Source organism: Mesorhizobium sp. 2RAF21 (genome assembly GCF_052115345.1).
Classification (GTDB): Bacteria; Pseudomonadota; Alphaproteobacteria; order Rhizobiales; family Rhizobiaceae; genus Mesorhizobium; species Mesorhizobium terrae.
Genome location: NZ_JBFRGM010000029.1, coordinates 1 through 21,021 on the forward strand (window position 1 = coordinate 1; position 21,021 = coordinate 21,021).

15 protein-coding genes are annotated in these 21,021 nt (G+C 57.2%); 9 read left to right on the top strand and 6 right to left on the bottom strand.

All coding sequences use genetic code 11. From position 1 onward, the window contains the following. Nucleotides 1-92 precede the first annotated feature (92 nt). The gene (locus AB4136_RS30355) at nucleotides 93-953 is read right to left on the bottom strand and encodes a phosphotransferase (protein WP_441932076.1); all 861 of its coding nucleotides are present in this window, start codon (nucleotides 951-953) and stop codon (nucleotides 93-95) included. 269 nt (nucleotides 954-1,222) lie between these two features. Between AB4136_RS30355 and AB4136_RS30360 the strand changes: the two genes are divergently transcribed. The 4 genes from AB4136_RS30360 (at nucleotide 1,223) to AB4136_RS30375 (ending at nucleotide 6,799) form a co-directional block, all read left to right on the top strand. Further along, nucleotides 1,223-2,395, top strand: coding sequence for an iron-containing alcohol dehydrogenase (locus AB4136_RS30360; RefSeq protein WP_047627440.1), 1,173 nt, complete (start codon nucleotides 1,223-1,225; stop codon nucleotides 2,393-2,395). A gap of 58 nt (nucleotides 2,396-2,453) precedes the next feature. Further along, entirely contained in the window at nucleotides 2,454-3,848 is a 1,395-nt protein-coding gene (locus AB4136_RS30365) for a class II 3-deoxy-7-phosphoheptulonate synthase (RefSeq protein ID WP_052227458.1), read from the top strand. Beyond that, entirely contained in the window at nucleotides 3,845-5,500 is a 1,656-nt protein-coding gene (locus AB4136_RS30370; RefSeq protein ID WP_047627442.1) for an electron transfer flavoprotein-ubiquinone oxidoreductase, read from the top strand. Before AB4136_RS30365 ends, AB4136_RS30370 begins: the two co-directional genes overlap by 4 nt. Nucleotides 5,501-5,596: 96 nt before the next feature. Further along, nucleotides 5,597-6,799 (top strand): bifunctional folylpolyglutamate synthase/dihydrofolate synthase, encoded by a 1,203-nt coding sequence (locus AB4136_RS30375; protein ID WP_245432217.1) that lies wholly within the window; start codon nucleotides 5,597-5,599, stop codon nucleotides 6,797-6,799. Here AB4136_RS30375 and AB4136_RS30380 read toward each other — a convergent pair. The 4 genes from AB4136_RS30380 to AB4136_RS30395 form a co-directional block, all read right to left on the bottom strand. Further along, nucleotides 6,784-7,305: a dimethylsulfonioproprionate lyase family protein gene (locus AB4136_RS30380; RefSeq protein WP_183079351.1), complete on the bottom strand. Its 522-nt coding sequence runs from the start codon at nucleotides 7,303-7,305 to the stop codon at nucleotides 6,784-6,786. The genes AB4136_RS30375 and AB4136_RS30380 overlap by 16 nt on opposite strands. Before the next feature lie 182 nt (nucleotides 7,306-7,487). Continuing rightward, a complete protein-coding gene (locus AB4136_RS30385) occupies nucleotides 7,488-8,420 on the bottom strand; it encodes an electron transfer flavoprotein subunit alpha/FixB family protein (protein WP_047627446.1) in 933 nt (310 codons plus the stop codon). Between the two features lie 21 nt (nucleotides 8,421-8,441). Next, complete coding sequence (locus AB4136_RS30390) at nucleotides 8,442-9,191, bottom strand: electron transfer flavoprotein subunit beta/FixA family protein (RefSeq protein WP_047627447.1); 750 nt, start codon at nucleotides 9,189-9,191, stop codon at nucleotides 8,442-8,444. A gap of 118 nt (nucleotides 9,192-9,309) precedes the next feature. Next, on the bottom strand, nucleotides 9,310-10,371 hold the full coding sequence (locus tag AB4136_RS30395; protein ID WP_183079352.1) for a GlxA family transcriptional regulator: 1,062 nt from the start codon (nucleotides 10,369-10,371) through the stop codon (nucleotides 9,310-9,312). A 257-nt stretch (nucleotides 10,372-10,628) separates the two neighbouring features. Here AB4136_RS30395 and AB4136_RS30400 point away from each other — a divergent pair, with 257 nt between their 5' ends. The 5 genes from AB4136_RS30400 to AB4136_RS30420 all read left to right on the top strand — a co-directional run bounded on the left by AB4136_RS30400 (nucleotide 10,629) and on the right by AB4136_RS30420 (nucleotide 20,342). After that, on the top strand, nucleotides 10,629-11,843 hold the full coding sequence (locus AB4136_RS30400) for an alpha/beta fold hydrolase (protein WP_183079353.1): 1,215 nt from the start codon (nucleotides 10,629-10,631) through the stop codon (nucleotides 11,841-11,843). 173 nt (nucleotides 11,844-12,016) lie between these two features. Then, nucleotides 12,017-13,276, top strand: coding sequence for a glycerate kinase type-2 family protein (locus AB4136_RS30405; protein ID WP_047627452.1), 1,260 nt, complete (start codon nucleotides 12,017-12,019; stop codon nucleotides 13,274-13,276). 283 nt (nucleotides 13,277-13,559) lie between these two features. After that, nucleotides 13,560-15,551 carry a DNA cytosine methyltransferase gene (locus AB4136_RS30410; RefSeq protein WP_130270587.1) on the top strand — a complete coding sequence of 664 codons (1,992 nt, stop codon included), beginning with the start codon at nucleotides 13,560-13,562 and terminating at the stop codon, nucleotides 15,549-15,551. A 688-nt stretch (nucleotides 15,552-16,239) separates the two neighbouring features. Then, entirely contained in the window at nucleotides 16,240-16,929 is a 690-nt protein-coding gene (locus tag AB4136_RS30415) for a hypothetical protein (protein ID WP_441932081.1), read from the top strand. Nucleotides 16,930-16,991: 62 nt separating this feature from the next. After that, nucleotides 16,992-20,342, top strand: coding sequence for a hypothetical protein (locus AB4136_RS30420; protein WP_441932083.1), 3,351 nt, complete (start codon nucleotides 16,992-16,994; stop codon nucleotides 20,340-20,342). 234 nt (nucleotides 20,343-20,576) lie between these two features. Here AB4136_RS30420 and AB4136_RS30425 read toward each other — a convergent pair whose 3' ends face one another. Then, nucleotides 20,577-20,921 (bottom strand): gamma-glutamylcyclotransferase family protein, encoded by a 345-nt coding sequence (locus AB4136_RS30425; protein WP_047627455.1) that lies wholly within the window; start codon nucleotides 20,919-20,921, stop codon nucleotides 20,577-20,579. Between the last annotated feature and the right edge of the window lie 100 nt (nucleotides 20,922-21,021).

Here is a 21,021-nt window from a genome sequence, read left to right on the forward strand (position 1 = left end):
CCAGCGGGAGGAATGATCGGCCTCGTGATCCAACACCAGCCGCACCGCACGCTCGCGCACCTCAGGGGAAAACTTGTTCGTCGTTTTGCTCGTCATGGCTCCATCCTATTTGGAAGTTGGAGCCTCCGGCAAACCCGGGGCGGTTCAGAGTGATGCTCCGAGATCGCGCTCCACAGCGCCTCACGGAGCAACGACGCGCACTTCATGGCATGAAGCGCCCTCACCCGCGCCCCGTCCGGCTTCTCGCCATAGTATGTTTCAAGCATGAGCACGTCCTGCGACGCATCGAATTCGTTGTTCGAGGACAAGTTGGCGAGATCGAAGAGTGGGGTGTTCAATCCCGCATAGTCCCAGTCAAGGACCCAAAGCCGCTTCCCGTCGTCGATGAAGTTCGCCGCAAGCAGGTCGTTGTGGCTAAACACAATGTCGACAGGCCCGACTGACGACTCGAGCATTCGGCAGTGAGCAGCAAGCTTCTCGAGTCGTGGCACCAGTCGGCTGCCTTCCCGTCTAAGGCGCGCAATGTAGGACCGCACGACCTGGAAAACCCAGAATGCCAGAACCGGACCGGTGTAATGGTCGCCGATGCCCGTGTGGTACTGTTTTATCAGTCCGACGATACGCTCGATCCGCCCGCTGTTGCGGACATCCGAAGGAGTGAGAGTCGCTCCTGTAACGAAGCGGCTCACCATCATGCCCGGCACGGCGTGCACGACTTCCGGCGAGACACCAGCATGATAGGCAGCGGTCGCCGCCGCCGCCTCGTTGAATCGCATCACTCCATGCACCGGAATGTCGTCGCCGAACCTGACAACGTAGGTGTCGGGGCCGTCCACCACGCGATAGTTCCTATTGGTAAGCCCTCCCGCAAGGGGGCTGACGTCGATGTTGCCATTCCATATTTTCAGGGATTCAATTCGTTCGACTGCTCCCTGCAGGTCGTCCTTGGCCATGTTTTCAGTTCCCAGATTCTTATTTGCCGATCCGATGACGGGCAAACTTGTTACACCAAGAACGACTAAAAGCAACAATATCCAACGATAATTGATCACTTTCCGTGGTTTTGTGTTGACAGACGAGGCTTTCGAAACGTAAATCCACATCAAGAAAGCGGTGGGAACGGAATGCTCGGCGGCTTTAAACCGCCTGCAACGCGCAGATTTTCGTCACCGCTGCTTCGCCTCTCAAAGTCGTTCTTCTTGCGAACCCGAAAGATGGAAAAATGAGCGAGCCTACAAACCTCCGTGGCAACTGGAATTACCCAACCTCGATCCGGTTCGGCGCCGGCCGCATCAGCGAACTCGCCGAGACATGCCGCTCGTTGGGGATGTCGAATCCTCTTTTCATCACCGATGCCGGCCTTGCAAAGCTTCCGGTCGTCACCGACACGTTGGCCCTTCTCGCTCGTGACGGACTTCCATGCGGTCTATTTTCAGAGATTCAGGCAAACCCAGTCGGCAAGAACGTGGAAGACGGCGTCTCGATCTACAAGAAGGGCGGCCATGACGGCGTGATCGCCTTCGGAGGAGGCAGCGGCCTGGATGCGGCGAAGGCAATCGCACTTATGGTCGGCCAGACGCGACCGCTGTTCGACTTTGAAGATCGTGAGGATTGGTTCACTCGTGTCGATCCCGAGGGTATGGCGCCAGTGGTGGCTGTTCCAACAACGTCCGGGACAGGCTCGGAGGTCGGTCGTGCGTCGGTAATCACCGACGAAAGCGATCACACGAAGAAGATTATCTTCCATCCCAAGATGATGCCTGCCGTCGTCATCGCAGATCCCGGCCTAACGGTCGATCTTCCTCCCAAGATTACGGCGGCGGTGGGAATGGATGCGCTTTCGCATAGCCTGGAAGCATATTGCAGCCCCTTCTACCACCCTATGGCTCAGGGTATTGCTCTCGAATCCATCCGCCTGGTGAAAAACTACCTTCCGACAGCGGTGCAAGACGGCAAGAATATTGAGGCGCGTTCGCAAATGATGGTCGCCTCCAGCATGGGGGCCACGGCCTTCCAGAAGGGGCTTGGCGCCATGCATTCGCTGTCGCATCCATGCGGCGCGCTTCTCAACACTCATCACGGCCTGACGATCGCAATCGTCATGCCTTACGTGCTGAAGTTCAACCGCTCGGCGGTTGAGGATCGCATCGTCGCTCTGGCCCGTTATTTGAATCTCCCCAATCCCTCGTTCGACGCGGTCCTCAATTGGATACTCTCGCTCCGCGAGCAGATCGGCATCCCTCATACTCTCGATGCTGTGGGCGTGAAGGAAGAACACATCGCCGAACTTGCGAAGATGGCAGAAAACGACCCGTCTTGCGGCGGAAATCCGATAGCCGTGAACGCAGAAAATCTGGGCAAGCTTTACAAGGATGCTCTGGCGGGTCGCCTGTAGAGCTGACCAGACGGATGCGTCGCCTCGTAAGGCGGCGCATCTTGGGAGGGAATGGAACATGTCGACTTGGACACCTGCAACATGGCGCGGCTTACCTGCAAAGCAGATACCCGACTATCCGGACGTCGAAAGCCTTGCTGCCGTCGAGAACCGCATCGCCGGTTATCCGCCGCTAGTTTTCGCCGGGGAAGTTCGTCAGCTCAGGCAGCGGCTTGCTACGGTTTGCAAAGGTGAGGCCTTTCTTCTCCAGGGTGGAGACTGCGCCGAAAGCTTCGACGATCATGGCGCCAACACGATCCGCGATTTCTTCCGCGTCTTCCTGCAGATGGCGTCTATCGTCACCTTCGGGGCCTCAAAGCCAGTGGTAAAGGTGGGCCGCATCGCGGGCCAGTTCGCAAAGCCTCGTTCCTCCACGAGCGAACGCCGCCAAGGTATTGAACTGCCCGTTTACAGGGGCGACATTGTCAACGGATACGATTTCACACTGGAGCAGCGAACGCCGGATCCAGAAAGACAGGAAGCAGCTTACAGGCAGTCCGCCGCAAGCCTTAACCTTTTGCGTGCCTTTGCGTCCGGTGGCTTCGCAAACTATGAAAACATCCACAAATGGACGTTGGAGTTTGTAGCCGGAACACCGGCCAGCGAACGCTTCGCAAGCCTTGCCCACCGTGTATCGGAAGCATTGGGATTCATGGCAGCGTGCGGTATCGACGCGGAGAATGCCACCGCTCTCCGCAGTACAGAATTCTACACCTCGCACGAGGCCCTGCTCCTGGGGTACGAGCAGTCGCTGACAAGGACAGACTCCACTTCGGGCAACTGGTACGCGACCTCCGGTCATATGCTTTGGATCGGAGACCGAACACGACAGCTCGACCATGCACATGTCGAGTTTTGTCGGGGAGTTCAAAATCCGATCGGGTTGAAGTGCGGCCCCTCGATCAGCGCCGACGAACTGATCCGTCTCCTCGACATACTGAATCCGCTGAACGAGCCCGGCCGTATCGTCCTCATCGCCAGAATGGGCACGGACCGCATCGAGGATCGACTGCCCGAGCTCGTAAAACATGTACGGCGCGAAGGCCGTGAGGTCGTTTGGTCCTGTGATCCGATGCACGGTAACACCATCGAGGCCGGCGGCTACAAGACACGCGCGTTCGACCGCGTCGTGGGCGAGATCGGATCCTTTTTCGATATTCACGAGGCCGAAGGAACATATCCTGGCGGCGTTCACATCGAAATGACGAGCCGCGACGTCACCGAGTGCCTTGGCGGAGCGCACGCGCTTTCACACGAGGATTTGCCGCTTATGTATGAAACCAAATGCGATCCGCGCCTCAATGCAAGCCAGTCCGTCGAACTCGCGTTCATGCTGTCGGAAAGACTGTCAGACTTCAAACGGTCCGTGCGCACGCAGCATATGACGAAACACGTTAATGGAACAACACGATGACTGATGTGCCCGAACGCGAAAGCATGGAATTCGACGTAGTGATCGTCGGCGGCGGTCCTGCCGGCCTTTCGGCGGCGATCAGGCTGAAGCAGGTCAATCCGGATCTCTCCGTCGTCGTCCTGGAAAAGGGTGCCGAAGTCGGCGCGCATATCCTCTCGGGCGCGGTCGTCGACCCCATCGGTATCGATCGCCTGCTGCCCGATTGGCGCGAGGAGGCAGATCACCCTTTCAAGACCGAGGTGAAAGACGACCACTTCCTGCTGCTTGGCCCCGCCGGCTCGATCCGCCTTCCGAATTTTGCCATGCCGCCGCTGATGAACAACCACGGCAACTACATCGTCTCGCTCGGCAACGTCTGTCGCTGGCTGGCGGGCCACGCGGAAGCCTTGGGCGTCGAGATCTATCCAGGCTTCGCCGCCACCGAAGTGCTCTACAACGTCGAGGGCGCCGTCATCGGTGTCGCCACCGGCGACATGGGCGTCGAGAAGAACGGCGAGCCCGGCCCCAACTTCACCCGCGGCATGGAACTGCTAGGCAAGTATGTGCTGATCGGCGAAGGCGTGCGCGGCTCGCTGGCCAAGCAATTAATCGGGAAGTTTGGTCTTTCCAAGGGGCGCCAGCCGCAAAAGTTCGGCATCGGCATCAAGGAGCTCTGGCAGGTCAAGCCGGAGAACCACAAACAGGGTCTCGTCCAGCACTCCTTCGGCTGGCCGCTCGGCATGAAGACCGGCGGCGGCTCGTTCCTGTATCATCTGGAAGACAATCTCGTCGCAGTCGGCTTCGTGGTTCACCTGAACTACAAGAACCCCTACCTTTCTCCGTTCGAGGAGTTCCAGCGCTTCAAGACTCACCCCGCTATTCGCCGCACCTTCGAGGGCGGCAAGCGGCTGTCCTACGGCGCTCGCGCCATCACCGAAGGCGGTTACCAATCGGTGCCGAAACTGACCTTCCCAGGCGGCGCGCTGATCGGCTGCTCCGCCGGCTTCGTCAACGTCCCCCGCATCAAGGGCAGCCACAATGCGGTGCTGTCAGGGATGATGGCGGCGGATCGGATCGCGGCAGCGATTGCCGCAGGTCGCGCCAATGACGAAGTGGTCGAGATCGAGAACGACTGGCGTTCGAGCGACATCGGCAAGGACCTGAAGCGGGTCCGCAACGTCAAGCCGCTGTGGTCGAAGTTCGGCACGGCTGTTGGCGTGGCGCTCGGCGGTCTCGACATGTGGACCAACCAGCTCTTCGGCTTCTCCTTCTTCGGCACGCTCGGCCACGACAAGACCGACGCCCAGTCGCTGGAGCCGGCTTCCAAGCATAAGGAGATCGATTATCCGAAGCCCGACGGCGTGCTGACCTTCGACCGTCTCTCCTCGGTGTTCCTGTCGAACACCAACCACGAGGAGAACGAGCCGGTGCATCTGAAGGTCAAGGATATAGGGCTGCAGGAATACTCAGAGCTAGGAGTTTATGCCGGCCCGTCGACGCGGTTTTGTCCGGCAGGCGTCTACGAGTGGGTGGAAAAGGATGGACGGGAGACCTACGTCATCAACGCCCAGAACTGCGTCCACTGCAAGACCTGCGATATCAAGGATCCCAATCAGAACATCAACTGGGTGCCGCCGCAGGGTGGCGAGGGGCCGGTTTATCCGAACATGTAAGACGGTGAACTTGCGATGTCATCTCCACTACCGCTGGCTTTGGCCCTGCAAAGGATGGACGAGCTCACGAACTGGGAACAGCGGCCACGTGGAGACATGCGCGTTGGCCTTTCCGCAATAGAGGATCTGGCGGATCGCCTCGGCAATCCGCATCGCGGCTACCCGATCGTCCACGTGACCGGCACAAAAGGAAAGGGGTCGACCTGCGCGCTGATCGAGGCGGGGCTTCTCCGAGCGGGTCTTTCCGTAGGTCGATATGGCTCGCCTCATGTCCATCGGGTCAACGAGCGAATTTCCTTGAACGGGGCGACCATCGACAACACCACGCTAGGTGTCGCGTTGAACGCAGCGCTTCGTGCCCACTCCGCCGCGGTCGAAGACGGAACGCTAGGTCGGCATGCTACGTGGTTTGACCTCATGACCATTGCTGCATACCTCACATTTGCACAGTCTTGTATCGACGTCGCCGTAGTTGAGACTGGGCTTGGTGGAAGGCTGGACTCTACCAACATCGCGCGCGCTGACGTCGCCGTCATCACGAACGTGCACCTTGAACACACGGAAGTTCTGGGCAATACGAGGTCAGCTATCGCATTTGAAAAAGCCGGCATCATAAAGCCGGCCTCAGTCGTGGTCACGACGCTGGCCAGCGATGACGAAGCGGGGAGCATAGTACATGCTCGAGCCCATTCGCTTGGCTGCAGGCTCTTTTTAGCAGAAGTAGACGCTGGGCAAACAATCGCGGACAGGAACAGATCCGTGGCATGCACGACACTTGACGCCCTTGGAAGCGCCCTTCCCCGCCTTTCCGTCGGAGGCTGGCTTATCGACAAAGACACAGCAAACTCAGTAAGGCTGCCGGGGCGGCTGGAAGCCTTTACCGAACGTTTCCGCGCACGAGACCGGCTAACGTCGGTGCCTGTAATCGTCGATGGTGCCCACGTGCCATTCAACCTGGCTGCCGTTCTGCAAGACCTGCAGGTTCGACCGGAATGCAGCACCCGGCCCGTCGTCGTTATCTCAATCGCGTCTGACAAGGATGCAGACGGTCTGTTGGCAACCCTTGCGGTCATTTGTCCCACATTGGTTGTGGGAACAATTGTCAACAGAAGCTCGCGCCCACTATCTGACCTCCAAGGCATTTGCGCTGAACTGAATATCAGCTTCGTTGCCCAAGAAAACCCTCAGGCCGCGTATCAGAAAGCAGTCGAGGCTGCGGCAGAATTGAACTCATGGGTCTTGGTGACAGGCTCGCTGCATCTGGCTGGAGCTCTCCAGTCGCCCTATCGCTCCAACTGACACCAGACAGCGAGGAAAGGCTTTGCGGTGCATCTGATCGCGAGGCCGCGTCCCGCATCGTTGAAAGCCATCGAGCCGATACCCATGCGCGTCCAGTGCCCTTCTCCGATCCGAAATTCTCCGTCTGACAAGGCAAGAAACGTTCTGGCGCGCGATTGCGTGTGGTCCGGGAAGCGGGTGTAAGGCGCCATCAGCATGATACCGATCCTTACGTCGCCTCTTTCCTCCATTCCACCAGGACCGACAAGGATTGCCTGCGCATTCGCGTGCTCGAAGTTCACACTGGCGAAAAGGCCGGTTTTGCACGGATACCAGTCCACTTTGGAAGAGATATGCCGGAGAGATTCGGCTAGGCCCTTGAACCGAGTACCAAGTTCGGAAAGTTCAGATAATGCCTGCGCAAAAGGTTCGGTCAGGGAAGTTGCGATAGCCGCCGACGCCGCCCTCGATCTACCTGGCTTGGAGAGATTATGGACGACTTTTGCGGCGGTGAATTTCGCCATCATCGTACTCTCGCTCGCCAACATGATGTTGTAAATGCAGTCGAGCGCTTCCTGCAGGCACGGCGGACGGCCCCTAAGGCCGCCCGCCTGGGCAGTTTCCTGGCTCGGCGCTATCGTGTCAGCGACCAAGAGGTCGGCGTTACTTCTCACTGACCATCCTCCCGCTGCCGACACCATAGCGCTCCCTAGATCGCTTTTTGGAACTCGGGAAGTACCTCGAAAAGATCCGCCACAAGGCCGTAGTCGGCAACCTGGAAAATCGGTGCATCTTCGTCTTTGTTGATAGCGACGATGACCTTTGAGTCCTTCATGCCTGCGAGATGCTGGATCGCACCCGAAATGCCACACGCGATGTACAGGTCCGGTGCAACGACCTTTCCGGTTTGGCCAACCTGCCAATCGTTCGGAGCATAACCGGCATCGACAGCGGCACGCGAGGCGCCGACAGCGGCCCCGAGCTTGTCGGCGACCGGTAGGATCACCTCCTGGAACTTATCCGAGGAGCCAAGGGCGCGGCCACCTGAGACGATGATCTTCGCCGAGGTCAGTTCTGGACGATCCGAGGAAGAAATCGCTTCCGAGACAAAGGATGAAAGCTCGGAGGAAAGAGCTGCCGTCGAGATGGCCTCGACGGCAGCCGAGTTGCCCTGAGCGGGCTGGGGAAACGACGCCGTGCGTACGGTTATGACCTTTTTCGGATCGACGGACTGGACTGTCTGGATGGCATTTCCAGCATAAATCGGGCGCTTGAACGTGTCGGACGAAACAACCTCGATGATTTCCGAGATCTGCGGCACGTCGAGGAGGGCGGCGACGCGAGGCAGGACGCTCTTGCCGACAGAATTCGCTGCCGAAATAACGACGTCGTAGTTTGCGGCAAGCCCGACGATGAGGTCGGCGAGTGGCTCTGCCAGCTCGTTTGCCAGGCTTGGGCTTTCAGCGAAAAGGACCTTGTCGACGCCCGCGAACTTCGAAGCCTCGTCCGCCGCAGCGCGCGCGCCGTTTCCCGCTACAAGTACGTGGACGGGTCCGCCGATCTTCGTGGCTGCGACGAGCGCGCGAGCCGATTGGTCCGACATGGTGTTGTTGTCATGATCAGCAAGCAAGAGAATTGACATAAGAGATACTCCGATATCCGTTTAGAGAACGCGCGCTTCGGTCTTGAGCTTTTCGATCAGTTCCGCGACGGACTTGACCTTGACGCCGGCCTTGCGTCCAGCAGGCTCCTCGACCTTGAGCACCTTCAAACGCGCTTTGGTATCGACGCCGAAGTCGGCCGGCGTCTTCTTGTCCAACGGCTTCTTCTTCGCCTTCATGATGTTGGGAAGCGACGCATATCTCGGTTCGTTCAGCCGGAGATCTGAAGTGACGACGGCAGGCAGCTTGACCTTGATTGTCTGCAGGCCGCCATCAACCTCGCGGGTGACCATGGCGTAGTCGGCATTGATTTCAATTTTTGAAGCGAATGTCGCCTGGGCGCAGCCGAGCAATGCCGAAAGCATCTGACCCGTCTGGTTTGCGTCATCGTCGATCGCCTGCTTGCCGACAATGATCAGCCCCGGCTGCTCCTCAGCGACCACGCCCTTGAGGATTTTCGCGACTGCGAGCGGCTCCGTAACATCATCGGTTTCGATTAGGATCGCGCGGTCGGCGCCCATGGCCAGAGCCGTACGAAGAGTCTCCTCGGTCTTTGACGCTCCGATCGATACCACAACGACCTCAGAGGCCGTTCCAGCCTCACGCAGGCGCAGAGCCTCCTCAACCGATATTTCGTCGAAGGGATTCATCGCCATTTTTACATTGGCGAGATCGACGTCCGATCCGTCGGACTTCACCCGGATCTTCACGTTGAAATCCGCGACCCTTTTGACCGGAACCAATACCTTCATTGAAGCGCCTCTCCTTTGAACCACCACGCCGGCATCCTCATCACAACCGGGTGTTCGAATTGGTGTTTTACTACCTACAAACTCCGCAGATGTCAACGCAAACCCACACATAACCGCACTATAGTGTGGATATTCGAGCGTTTGTCACGCCTTGGTGTGGAAATTCGGCATATCCAAGCGACCTAAGCCTTGTCGCGCGAGGGTTCAGACCAAAGTGTTCGAAATAAGCTCTCGAAAAATGAGAGGACGAGATGAAGCCGCATTGGCTGGCGATCTCGCCAATCGGGATGTTCTTGCTCGACAGCAGATATCTCGAAAGCTCCAAACGCACGCTTTGATAATACCGAGCCGGGGTGCATTGGGCATGTGTTTGAAAGAGTCTCTCCAACTGGCGCCGGGAGATCCCGACGTTGAAGGCGATCTCCTTTAGCGTAAGCATCGGCAGAACGTGGGTCTCCATCAGCTTGATCGCTGCCACGACGGTTGGGTGCGACGCTGGATGCCTGCTTGCGAATGGTCTCGACTGCAATTCGCCACTTGGCCTCACACGCTCGACAATTGCAGCTTGGCAGAAATGAGCAGCTACGGCTTGACCGCCAGCAGATCCCACCAAGTGGGCCATCATATCCACAACGGCAGAACCACCTGCGCAGGTGGCAACATCTTGATTTTCCACGAACAGCTCCCATCTCGCAGGGACCGCCGCGCCGAACTCGGCGAGAAACTCCGATGCGTGGCCCCAATGAAGGGCGGCCTCAGTGACCAGACCGGCACGGGCGAGTTCGAACACGCCCCGTTCAATACCGACAATTCTCGCGCCTAAAGTCCGTTCCTTATTGAGAAAACGCCCGAGCAGTTTGGAAGTCTGGGGACTGACGCTTGAGGAAATGACATAGACACTTTCGAAAAAATTCCCCCGTCCTTCGCCGGACCTATGCAAAAAAGTAGAGTCCGCGGCGATTTTCACGCCCGCGTCGCTGACTACATCGGCCGAGTTCAGCGACATGACCCACCACCCGTATGCCGGCTCGGAGGAGCATTGGTTTGCGATCCTCAATGCCTCGAGGACAGCGGTGAAGGAAAACAGGTTGAATCCATCGGCGACAATGATGCACGCGCGGTGACGAGGTCGCACGGAATCATATACCAAAGGGCTATCAAGTTTTGGCGCATGTTGCATGGTTCGCAGTCCAAACTTCCGTTGAGCCATGAATTTGCCAAATGGCACATAAAGCCACATATAGCCACAGTTATATTGCACAAAATGTGGTTCTTATAGTGTCGTAAAAGTTCGAAACGCGATAAGCGAAGGTGTTGTGGCCTCGGCAGTGTGATCCGTCCGGACCCGAATGGAGATGGGACAGGTAGTTGCGGGAGATTGAATCCACCAGAGTTTGGCGCAATCACATGACCCGTAGGAAACGGGAAGGAGCTAAGATGTTGTCGCACGCACAAGCCACCGTGCGTAGCTCGGATTCAAACATAAAAAAGGGGATCGAGTTCATGAGAATGCTTCGAAAGACTGCAGCAATGCTGGCAGTTCTAACCGCACTCACGATCGCGACAGGCGCTGAGGCGAAGAGTTCCTGTGACGACATAGATAATCGATGCAAGCAGCCGCTCTCTACCGGCATCACAATGTCGTACATGGAGTTCGGGCCGAAAAGCGGTACGCCCGTCATTTTGATACATGGCCTGACGGATAGTGTTCGCTCATGGTCGACGACGATTCCCTTTCTCCTCCGATTTGACCGTAAGCTGCATATCTTTGCTGTCGATCTGCGCGGTCACGGCGGCAGCACGATGCCGCCGCGTAGGCTCTGCGCGACCGAGCCTGAATCGTGCTTTGAAGTGAAAGATTTCGCAGACGACGTAACCGCGTTCATGAAAGCGAAAAAAATCAACAGCACTTTCTTGGTAGGTCACTCGCTCGGCACCTTCGTCACTCAGGAAATCGCGCTCGACAGTCCTTCGATGGTCCGAGGCGCCGTTCTCGTTGCGACAGCCGCGAAGGCCACCGACAATGCTGTGCTGCGCGACTACGTGCTCAATGAGCCGGTAGAGGGAAGTTGGAAGAAGGCCCTTGAAGCAAGGGGTAAGAGATACCCTATCGACTTCTATGACGAAATTCCAGCGAGCGCCGATAAGGACGTGGAGAAGTGGTTGGCCGCGAACTGGGATGTCGATCCACTAGCTCCTGATAGCTTCTTGCGGCCCTATCTTCCCGAGACAGCCCATGTGCGACTCGGTACCTGGATCGGCGCCACCATGGCCCTGCTTGCAACTGATCATACTGAGCGCTTGAAAAAGCTGTCCGTTCCGACGTTCGTGATTTGGGGTTCTCAGGACAACATTTTCCCTGCTTCAGACCAAGAGCAGGTGAGGCAGCTTCTCACAGAAGCGGCCAAGCGTAGGGGCGGCCAAAACTTCTGGAAGCAGTATGGAATGATCCCCCTGCCTGCGTCAGGCGCGCAGGAGAGCGATGTCGGACATAATGTGCAATGGGGAGCACCCGAGGCGGTAGCAAAGGATATCGTTTCCTTTATCGAGACCGGAAAACCTCTGGATGCAAGGCCGGCAGCGAAGAAGACCTCGGACGGCTTCACGATTGTGGAGGTTAAAACTCCTGAGGGCTTTGTGGGCCTGAAGTAGTCGACGAAGGGCGATGCGGCGGTGGTTGCCTTCGCATCGCCGCGTGCCGGAGCGACAGACTACCACGTTTTCATTGGCGAGCCAGCACGGCCTTGGCCGCCAGCCACATCGAGCAATGCAAGTCCGGCATGCGAGCTCAACCCCATGCGGCACTTACCTAGGGAATACACGATATGGATTTTGAAGCACGGAGCTTCTTAACCTCCCTTTTCAAGGCGGCTGTAACGGCTGCCGACCCACTGAACGGTGTTGTGCGGCATCTTCCGGAAAGGCCGAAAGGCAAGACGGTGGTCGTCGGCGCGGGCAAAGGCGCGGCTCAGATGGCGCGCGCACTGGAGAGCATTTGGGACGGCCCACTGGAAGGCGTCGTCGTCACCAGATATGGCTATGGCTGTGAGACCAGACATGTGGAAGTCATCGAAGCTTCGCATCCAGTACCAGACTCTGCGGGGCTCGCCGCGTCGAAGCGCCTGATCGAGACGGTCAAGGATCTATCCGCCGATGACCTCGTCATCGCTCTCATCTGTGGCGGCGGCTCCGCTCTGCTCCCATCTCCGCCTCAAGGTCTGTCGCTTGAGGACGAAATTTCTTTGAACGAGACACTGCTGTCTTCGGGCGCGCCCATCTCCGCGATGAATGTCGTGCGTAAACATCTGTCAACTATCAAGGGCGGCCGCCTGGCGACGGCGACTAAAGCGCGCGTCGTGAGCCTCATAGTCTCTGACATTCCGGGCGACAATCCCGCCCATGTTGCATCGGGCCCTACTGTGCCGGATTACTCAACCCGACACGATGCTCTTGAGATCATTGCCCGATACGGCCTCACATTGCCGCTGGCGGCAATCGACCACCTAAACTCGGCGGCAGCCGACGCGCCGCGGCCCGACGATCCTGCGGTCGTACGCAACAGTCACCACGTTATCGCCTCGGCCGGCGTTTCTCTCGAGGCTGCCGCGCAACTCGCTAGAGCGAACGGCATAGAGGCGGCGATCCTGTCGGATGCCGTAGAGGGGGAAGCTCGCGAGGTGGCACTCGTGCACGCAGCCATCGCCAAGGAGATCCTTGCCCGCAATCGGCCGTTTTCCAAACCTGTTGTGATCCTCTCCGGTGGCGAGACGACGGTCACCATTCGAAAAATGGGCGGCAAAGGTGGGCGAAATGGCGAGTTCGCGTTGGCGGCGGCGATTGCGCTCGACGGGTACGATTTTCACCTCATCGCCGCCGACACCGATGGCATCGACGGCTCGGAGGCCAACGCCGGCGCCTTTGCCGATGGCACGACCGTCAAGCGACTGCGTTTGACGGCGCTGGACGCGCGACGCATTCTTGATGCCAACGACAGTTTCACGGCCTTCAACGCCATTGGCGACTTATTCGAAACAGGTCCGACCGGGACGAATGTCAACGATTTTAGGGCGATCTTGTTGAGCTGAGCCGAGATCAGCGTCGCGAAATACTGTGCTCTATCATCTTGCCGGCACACCATGAGGTAGTGCGGCTTTCGAAAAAGCTCGTTGAGCCTTGTGACCATCTCCGCCCGAACACTCACCACCCGACCCCGTTCGTCTGAGCCTCCACACACCGCCACCTTCCGCGCCGTATTAGCGATCACTTGTTTGATCGGTTGAATTTGTTTGAACGGGGGATCATCGCTGGCACGTCTCGACTCAAGTTTTAGCAATTGCCTTGCAGATCTGGAAAGCTGTGGTGCGATATGTGCGTATCAAACTGACACAACGGAATGGCGCGATGCACGAGACGGCTGCAGCTCTCAGCAAAACGAGATCAGAGATCATCAAGCTCCGCAAGGCAATGGTCGACAAGGCATTGGAACTCGCGACGAAGATCTCTGAACTTGAGAGCCAGATCGCCCCTGCTGATGCACGGGAATTCCTCGTCGCCCGATGCAATTTATCGCGATCAGAAATTGCCTTTTACGGAAAAGTGACGAGAAGGCTTGCGCCATACACCGATGTGCTCAGGAACAACGGTGTCTCCTACGACATGATCAGGAGCTTGGCTTCAGCGCGCGAAAGCGTGCGAGGCCGCGCACTGGCATCGATCGCCTCCGGTGCACGTTTCGACCTGTCCGACTTTCGCGTACTGCGAAAGCGGATCGCGGACGACGCAATGTCCGCGCGCGAAATTTCGGTCTCGATGCGCAAACGCATGATGCACGCTTTTGCAAAGCGACACGCGAAGACCGTGATTGCTGAATTCGAAACCGGTGCAACAGACCTGATGCACGAAATAGCTGGCTTGAACCCGTCGACTGTAGACGGCTCACCTTCCAGTTCGGCTGCCTCCATCGCCGACAAAGCTCAAAAGCTAATGCCGAAGTTTGAAGCAGCCTTCGGATCATCGCACGCCCGCCACGGCGACGCCGAATGGCGATCGCTCAAGCCCGCAGCCCGCGAGGTCGCGACAACCCATCGCGCATTGGGCAACCTCGCATCGGCGGCCGAAGGATCGCCACGGTCGCAGAAAATCCGGTCGCACATGCTTTCCACGCTCGCGACTGGCCCCCTTGGGACCTTGGCCCGATTTACCGGAAACGACCACTTCATGTCAGGGATTTTGCCGCCGCCCAGGCAACCGCTGACGAAGCTGCCGACAAAGCGCCTTCGGACCCTGGAACTGTGCGCGGGGGCCGGAGGTATGGCGATTGGGTTGGAAGCCGCCGGCTTTGAACACGTAGCCCTTATCGAGTTTGATAAAAACGCAGCGGCTACAATGAGACGCAATCGTCCTAACTGGCCCGTTGTCGAAAAGGATCTAACGACGATCGACTTCACCCAATATGCCGGCCAGATTGACCTCGTTTGCGGAGGTCTACCATGTCAACCCTACTCCGAAGAAGGCGAAGGCAAGGGACATGCGGACGAGAGAGATCTACTGCTTGAGGGCGCCCGCGCCGTACGTGAGATCCAGCCCAAAGCATTTCTCTTTGAAAATGTCCGTGGTGCTCTTTTCGCAAAACATTCCGACCAGATAGCGCGCTTTCTGAAGGAGTTGAACGAAGCGGGATACGATGTCCAGATCGTCGAAGTAAACACGCAAGACTACGGGATCGCGCAGAACCGCCCTCGTATTTTGTTCATTGGACTTCGGACGCGCGACCGCCGCCACTTTGAAATGCCTAGCCGGTTCCCAGAGCGCCGTGCCAATGTCGGCGAGACTCTTTACGATCTGATGTCCGCCAATGGTTGGAGCGAAGCGAAAAATTGGGCCGAATATTGCCGAACCGCCACCTTTGAACTCGACGACGGCGCCGTCGTCCAAGGTGCGCAGGCGTTCACACTTCTTGGCAGAAAGGGTAAAGCGCGAAAATTGGAGGCACTCCGCTGGAAGCGCAGTGGTCTCGATCCGTCCGGCGTTCCTGACGCGGCCCCGACCGATGAGCTCGCCCGCAGAAATGGACCGGACTTTGTGCCGGGCTTGACGATCCGCATGAGGGCAGTTCTCCAAAACTTCCCGACCGAATTCGAGTTTGTCGGCGGAAAAGAATCGGTCGCAAAGCAGATTGGCAATGCTGTCGCTCCCAGGATGGCACAGGCATTCGGACTGGCTCTGTATTCCGCGCTGGAACATGTCGAATTTGATATCGAAGCCATGCTGTGGCCTGAGGACGTCCGCCGAAAACGTCCGATTATCGACCCACCACCATTGGAACCCTCTGTCGCGCTTCGAGAGGAAGTGGAAGCCTGACGATGTATTTGCTGATCGTGATCAGGCCTATCTGACCTCCCAAAGACTCGATGGGGTCGGCTCTGTTTGAATGAACCGAACCGGCGATGGATCGACATCTGTCGAGGGTTGTGCTGCTGCACCGCATGTTGTGTTTCCGCCACTCGTCGCGCCTCCATTTCGATTTAATCGAGGATGGCGCGCCGATTTCAACTTCACAACAGGTTTAATCCGCTCGCGCCCTATAGGCAGCCGCTCGGGCGGACATGCGTGTTATATGATTCCTATATTCGCAATTTCGGGAACCCGCGCAAGCAATTGAAAAATATACGTAATTTACGCCGATGAAAATTTACTTCACTACTTTTAGACAGAACTTCACTAGAATTCGAGCAAGTTTGAGCCGGAACGGGAGATTATTCGGGGAGTCGGAACAATAAAGCAGCGCAGTGCGGATTGCGCGACCAATAGATTTGCACTAGCAGGCGCCTTCCCCGCGGATATCTGAGTGGGCATCGAATCCGAGCCGTGATGAGAAAGCAGACGGTCAGTCGATTGTTCGGAGGATCCGAATAACAGTTCGGGAAATCCGATGAAGCGCACTTTGTGGGGACGCACTCTGATTCACCTGGTGGAACGACAGACAATCAACAAAAGGGGCCCGGACTTAACGGGGTCTTGCGTTCGAACTCTTAGTTGAAAAGCTCTGTTGATTGGCATGGCCGACAGCTCGGTCGGCATGGATCTGCGCCCGCCGATTGGCTATCGATATTCAATGGTCGATTTCTACATTAACCGCCGCCTAGTCATTGATCTCGAACACCTGTCAGAGCAGGAGGTTTTGGATCGCGGCTCGGTGTTTGTCGTCCTAGCTGAACCAGGAGCGGGTAAGACCGAGCTGCTAGGCGAGCTGGGTCGAATCTGGGGCGTGAAACCGGTCCGGGCAAGCCTGTTTCGCCATAGCTCTAGGACCGCGCAGACAACACCCTTGATTGTTGACGCCGTGGACGAAGCGGCGAGGATCGATCAGTCGGCAGTAGACCAAATAATTGTTCGGGCACGGGAGGCATGTGACGGTCGCGTCGTATTCGCCAGTAGATCGTCGGAATGGGCGGAAGACCGTACACGCTTGGTCAGGGATTGCTTCGGCACTGACCCGATAATCGTTAGAATCGAGGCGTTTTCTGACGAGGAGCAGAAGCGGCTTTTTGACACACATCTGCATGGCGAATCCTTTAGTGACTTTTCGAAAGAGGTCGAGCGTTTCGGGCTTTCAGATTTGCTGGGCAATCCGCAGTTTCTCAAGCTTCTCGCAGATGCATTTGTTCAGGGTGGTCGGCGCTTCAGTTCCAGAACTCAAATTTCGAGGATGCTGTCGACAGGCTTGCGCTCGAGCTAGGACCGATCGCTGGTCAAAGGCGCGCGCCCACGAAAGACATCGTCGCTGCCGCGTCCGAAATCATGGCGAAGCTCCTACTCTCGGGGACATCGGGCACAGCCACGAAAGAGCAGCAAGCAACCTCGGAGTTTCCCTACCTCCCGCTGCTGTTGAACTCCAAGGTAACTGAGTCATTCGCAGCGCTGGATACGAAACTATTCAAGCCTACCGCCCACTCCGACCATCACGAACCGGCCCACCGGATCGTCGCCGAATATTGCGCGGCGCGGTACATCGTTGGTCGGGTATCGGACGCTCGAAATCCACTACCACTTCGAAGAATTCTCGCCGTGATCGCACCCAATGGCTTCGTGCGCGACGAACTGAGGGGGCTGGTAGGATGGTTAGCAACGGTAGGTTCTGAGGCTATCCAGTGGAAAGCGGTGGAGTTGGATCCTTACGCAGTGCTGGGCAACGGCGATCCTTCGCGACTTGCTACTTCTTCGAAAAGACGCCTGCTCCAAGCGCTGGAAAAAGCGGCGTCGATGAACCCCGGCTTTCGGCGCGGCGATTACGTTCGAAAGTTCAGCGTCAACGGGTTCTTTTGCAACGAGGTGGCAGAGGATGTGGTCTGCCTTCTACGCAGGTTGTCTGTGAACTCGCCTCTTACCGACTTGCTTTTGGAACTCCTGGTGGTGGCCGGTGGTCCGACAGTGCTGGTTGGTGAAGTTAGCAAAATACTCCATGACGTCTCCGCAGCGCAGCACACGCGCGTCTGGGCGTCGCGTGCACTTATCAAAATTTCCGGACAAGAGCCTGAAGCAGATTTTCAAAGACTCCTCGACGAAGGAACAGCCGCGGCGTTAGGCGTGGCTGTTGATATGGTTCATGAAGCGGGAGCAGATGCGTTTTCTGACACACTGTTCGCGAAGTTTCTCGATGTCCTCATTCTCCACCTGCAGCCGCCACGTCGCATTCGTGACGACGCCATATGGATGGCTTCATTCGAGCTCAAGAATGTCCTGGCGAAGTTCGCACCCCAACGGATAGCTCTTCAACTAGATAGACTAACAGAGAACCTCGCTTGTTCTTGCGGTCGACCAAACCACGATTGTCAATGCAGGCGCGGCGTGAGCATTGTCGCTGGACGACTGCTCGACCGCTATTTCACGGACATAGTGGGTCCACACCATCCGCAAAATGTTTGGAAGTGGATCCGGGCGCTTTGGTATGAACATCAGGGAGACGCCAAGACCAACGCCGCAATTCGGTTACTCGTGAACGACGACGGACTTCGCCACTATGTACATAGGCTAGCGTTCATCAATGCCGACAGCATTGACACAGCATGGGATATTCGATGGAGCCTTTGGGATGGTCATCACCACAGTGGATTGTTGCTGAGGAGCGACGATGACCGATTGCTGACTGACTACGCGTTCGAAATCAACAACGTGCATGTCTGGGCTGTCCTATGGCATCGGCCGCGCTCCTCAGGCGAGAACCAAGGCCCGGATGAGCGCCGTCGGCGTCTGCGAGAGCAAGCAGCACAAAAGCCGACTTTCGCGGCGGAATGGGCGCGGCGAGAGAGGCGCTTCCGACTGCAGTTCGCAGAGGATCGGTCGACGAAAAGCAGACGTCTCCGTCGGAGGGAGAGGAAAGACAGGCAGCAAGAGCTTCAGTATCAGGCGAAGCTATTTCAAGAACGTGAACTTATAGAAAGCGGTCGAGACTGGGGATGGGTCAACTATTTCACCAACCGATATCTCTCCGACCGAGCGAGCCTCTCCGATTCAAACGGAGAAAAAGTGATTGCCGAGAATTGTCTAAAAAACTGTCTCCACCATCTCGCCGTGCCATCATTGGCCCAGCTCGCTGTTGGGCGAAATCTTCGAGGCGCACGCGCTGCTTTTGCATCGACTTGGATCCACTCCTGTGAGGGAGGGGCTTTGGACCGGATCGACACGCCGTTTCTGCTTGCCGCTTATGTGGAAGCGAACAGATCTGGCTGGATGGACGAAAGCGAATTCAAAGGATTCGAGCATGAGCTCGAAAAACGTCTTTTCAAAACCGTCAGCGACGTGGAGGCCTTTGCTCGGGGCTACATAGAACCTGGGCTGATGGGGCCGAGGGAAGGATTCACGCACGTCTGGTGGCTCGTCAGAACGCAATTGTGCTCGACGTTTCGTTCGGAACTGGCGCGGGAATGGTTGTGGAGATTCCCAGACATGCCCGCCTCTGCTCAGGAGACACTGTTCAACTTGGCTATAATGACGAAAGATCGCCATAGCCTTCTGGCACTGATTGGCGAGCGCGCGCGTGCTGAGGCATGGTCGGATGGCGAAATGGCTGCCGAAGCTAACGATCGCCATTTGGACAGGCGCTTCTGGAGGATCAGGAGGTTTTTCTTTGAAAGTGAGGATAACGACGGATGGGACGATCTTAGGTTCGACCCTAAATCAATTTTCGCCATCGATGACAAAGCCGGGCGCCTAAGCGACGGGAACAAGGGCTGGCCAGGCCTTTCTGCAGAAAAGATTTACAAGATCCTCGACGCTTTCGTCGAGGAGTGGCCAGAGGTTCACCTTCCCAATACCTGGGGCACAGGAGATCCAGATGAACAGCGCGCCTACCGCTTCCTGCGAGACGAGGTTTGGAGGATAAGTCGCGACGCTCCTGATCGCGCGTTACCGGTGCTTGATCGACTAATTGCCGATCGGCGGTTCGCCGGTTTCGACGAGGCACTATCGACGATGCGTGCGGAAACTCTCAAAAAATTGGCGCTTTCAGGCTTTACTGCACCGACTGCCAGGGAGATTTCATCGCTGTTCGACGTCGCAGGCGTCGCAAGCGTGGAAGATTTGCGGGCACTCATGGTGGAAGAGCTGGAAAATCTTCAGGATTGGCTTCGTACTGCGGAGACTGACGCGCTCGAAACTTATTACCGTGACGACTTGCACGTCGACGAAAACACTGCGCGCAATCGCGTTGTGGACGTACTGAGGCACCGTATGACGGCCATGAACATGCCAATCGTGATCGAGCATCACATGGCGGACAGTAATCGATGTGATTTCACAGCATCCGCAATGATCGAGGGACGGCGCCGTCTTCTCGTGGTTGAAGCAAAGGGGCAGTGGCACCCTAAACTATTTTCGGCCGCCGCGGAGCAATTAAACGAACGCTACGCCACCCATCACGATGCTGAGTCCCAAGGCGTGTATTTGGTTTTCTGGTTTGGACCTGACGTCAAAGTCGCCGATCGCGTCGGCCACGATCTGCGAACCGCGAGTGATCTTCGCACGCGGATTGAGGAAACGATGCCGGCGGAACTGCGAGCGTTCATAGATGTAGTCGTGTTGGACGTGTCTCGGCACCCGTCTGGAGAGAAATATCCTCCTCGTTCAAGTGTCTCTGCGCAGAGAAATGCCTAATGTCGCCACGCTATAGAAGGTTTCATTATCCGCACGGAGGAGCGTCGAGCTGAAGGGACGAAAACTTTGCGTTTATCGATCCACTTTTTGGTTCTATCGATCCAAAAAGTGGATCGTAACCGGTGTCCCGCTCTCACGTTGTCCTCGCTCGATCTGATCTGTGTCGAACAAGCCCTGATGACGATGGAACTGCCGGGCGCCGGCCGCGAGGGAGCAGTCTGAGGCGGTGTCGCTTCACGCCTTTACGTAGACCCAGGCTTTTGTGCCCGAGGCGAGCACAACTTCGATCCGCTTGTAGTCGGACACCTCGTAAGCGTCCGCAGCCTCGAGCTCAGCAGCCGTGATATCGAAGACTGTGCCGGCGATCGCGTCGCCGTAGCTGTCCGACAGAATAACAATCGGGTGAAACCGCTCGCCGCTCTTCGCGAGCACATCAGGGTCGGTGATTTCTACCATCTCTTTGCGGAAACCCGGCATGGCGTCAGGTCGCCCGGTGAGGAGCCGCCCAAACGACGACATCTGGACGTTTTCCAACTGCAAAGTGCCGTAGGAAAAAAGGTGGATCTTCGGGTCGGACATGAACGCCTCTATGTGCTTGCGGCCGAAAACTTCTGAGTTGCAACCGCCGTGCTGGTCGATATATCCGTTGGAATATAGCGATCACCTTAGCGGCGCAACA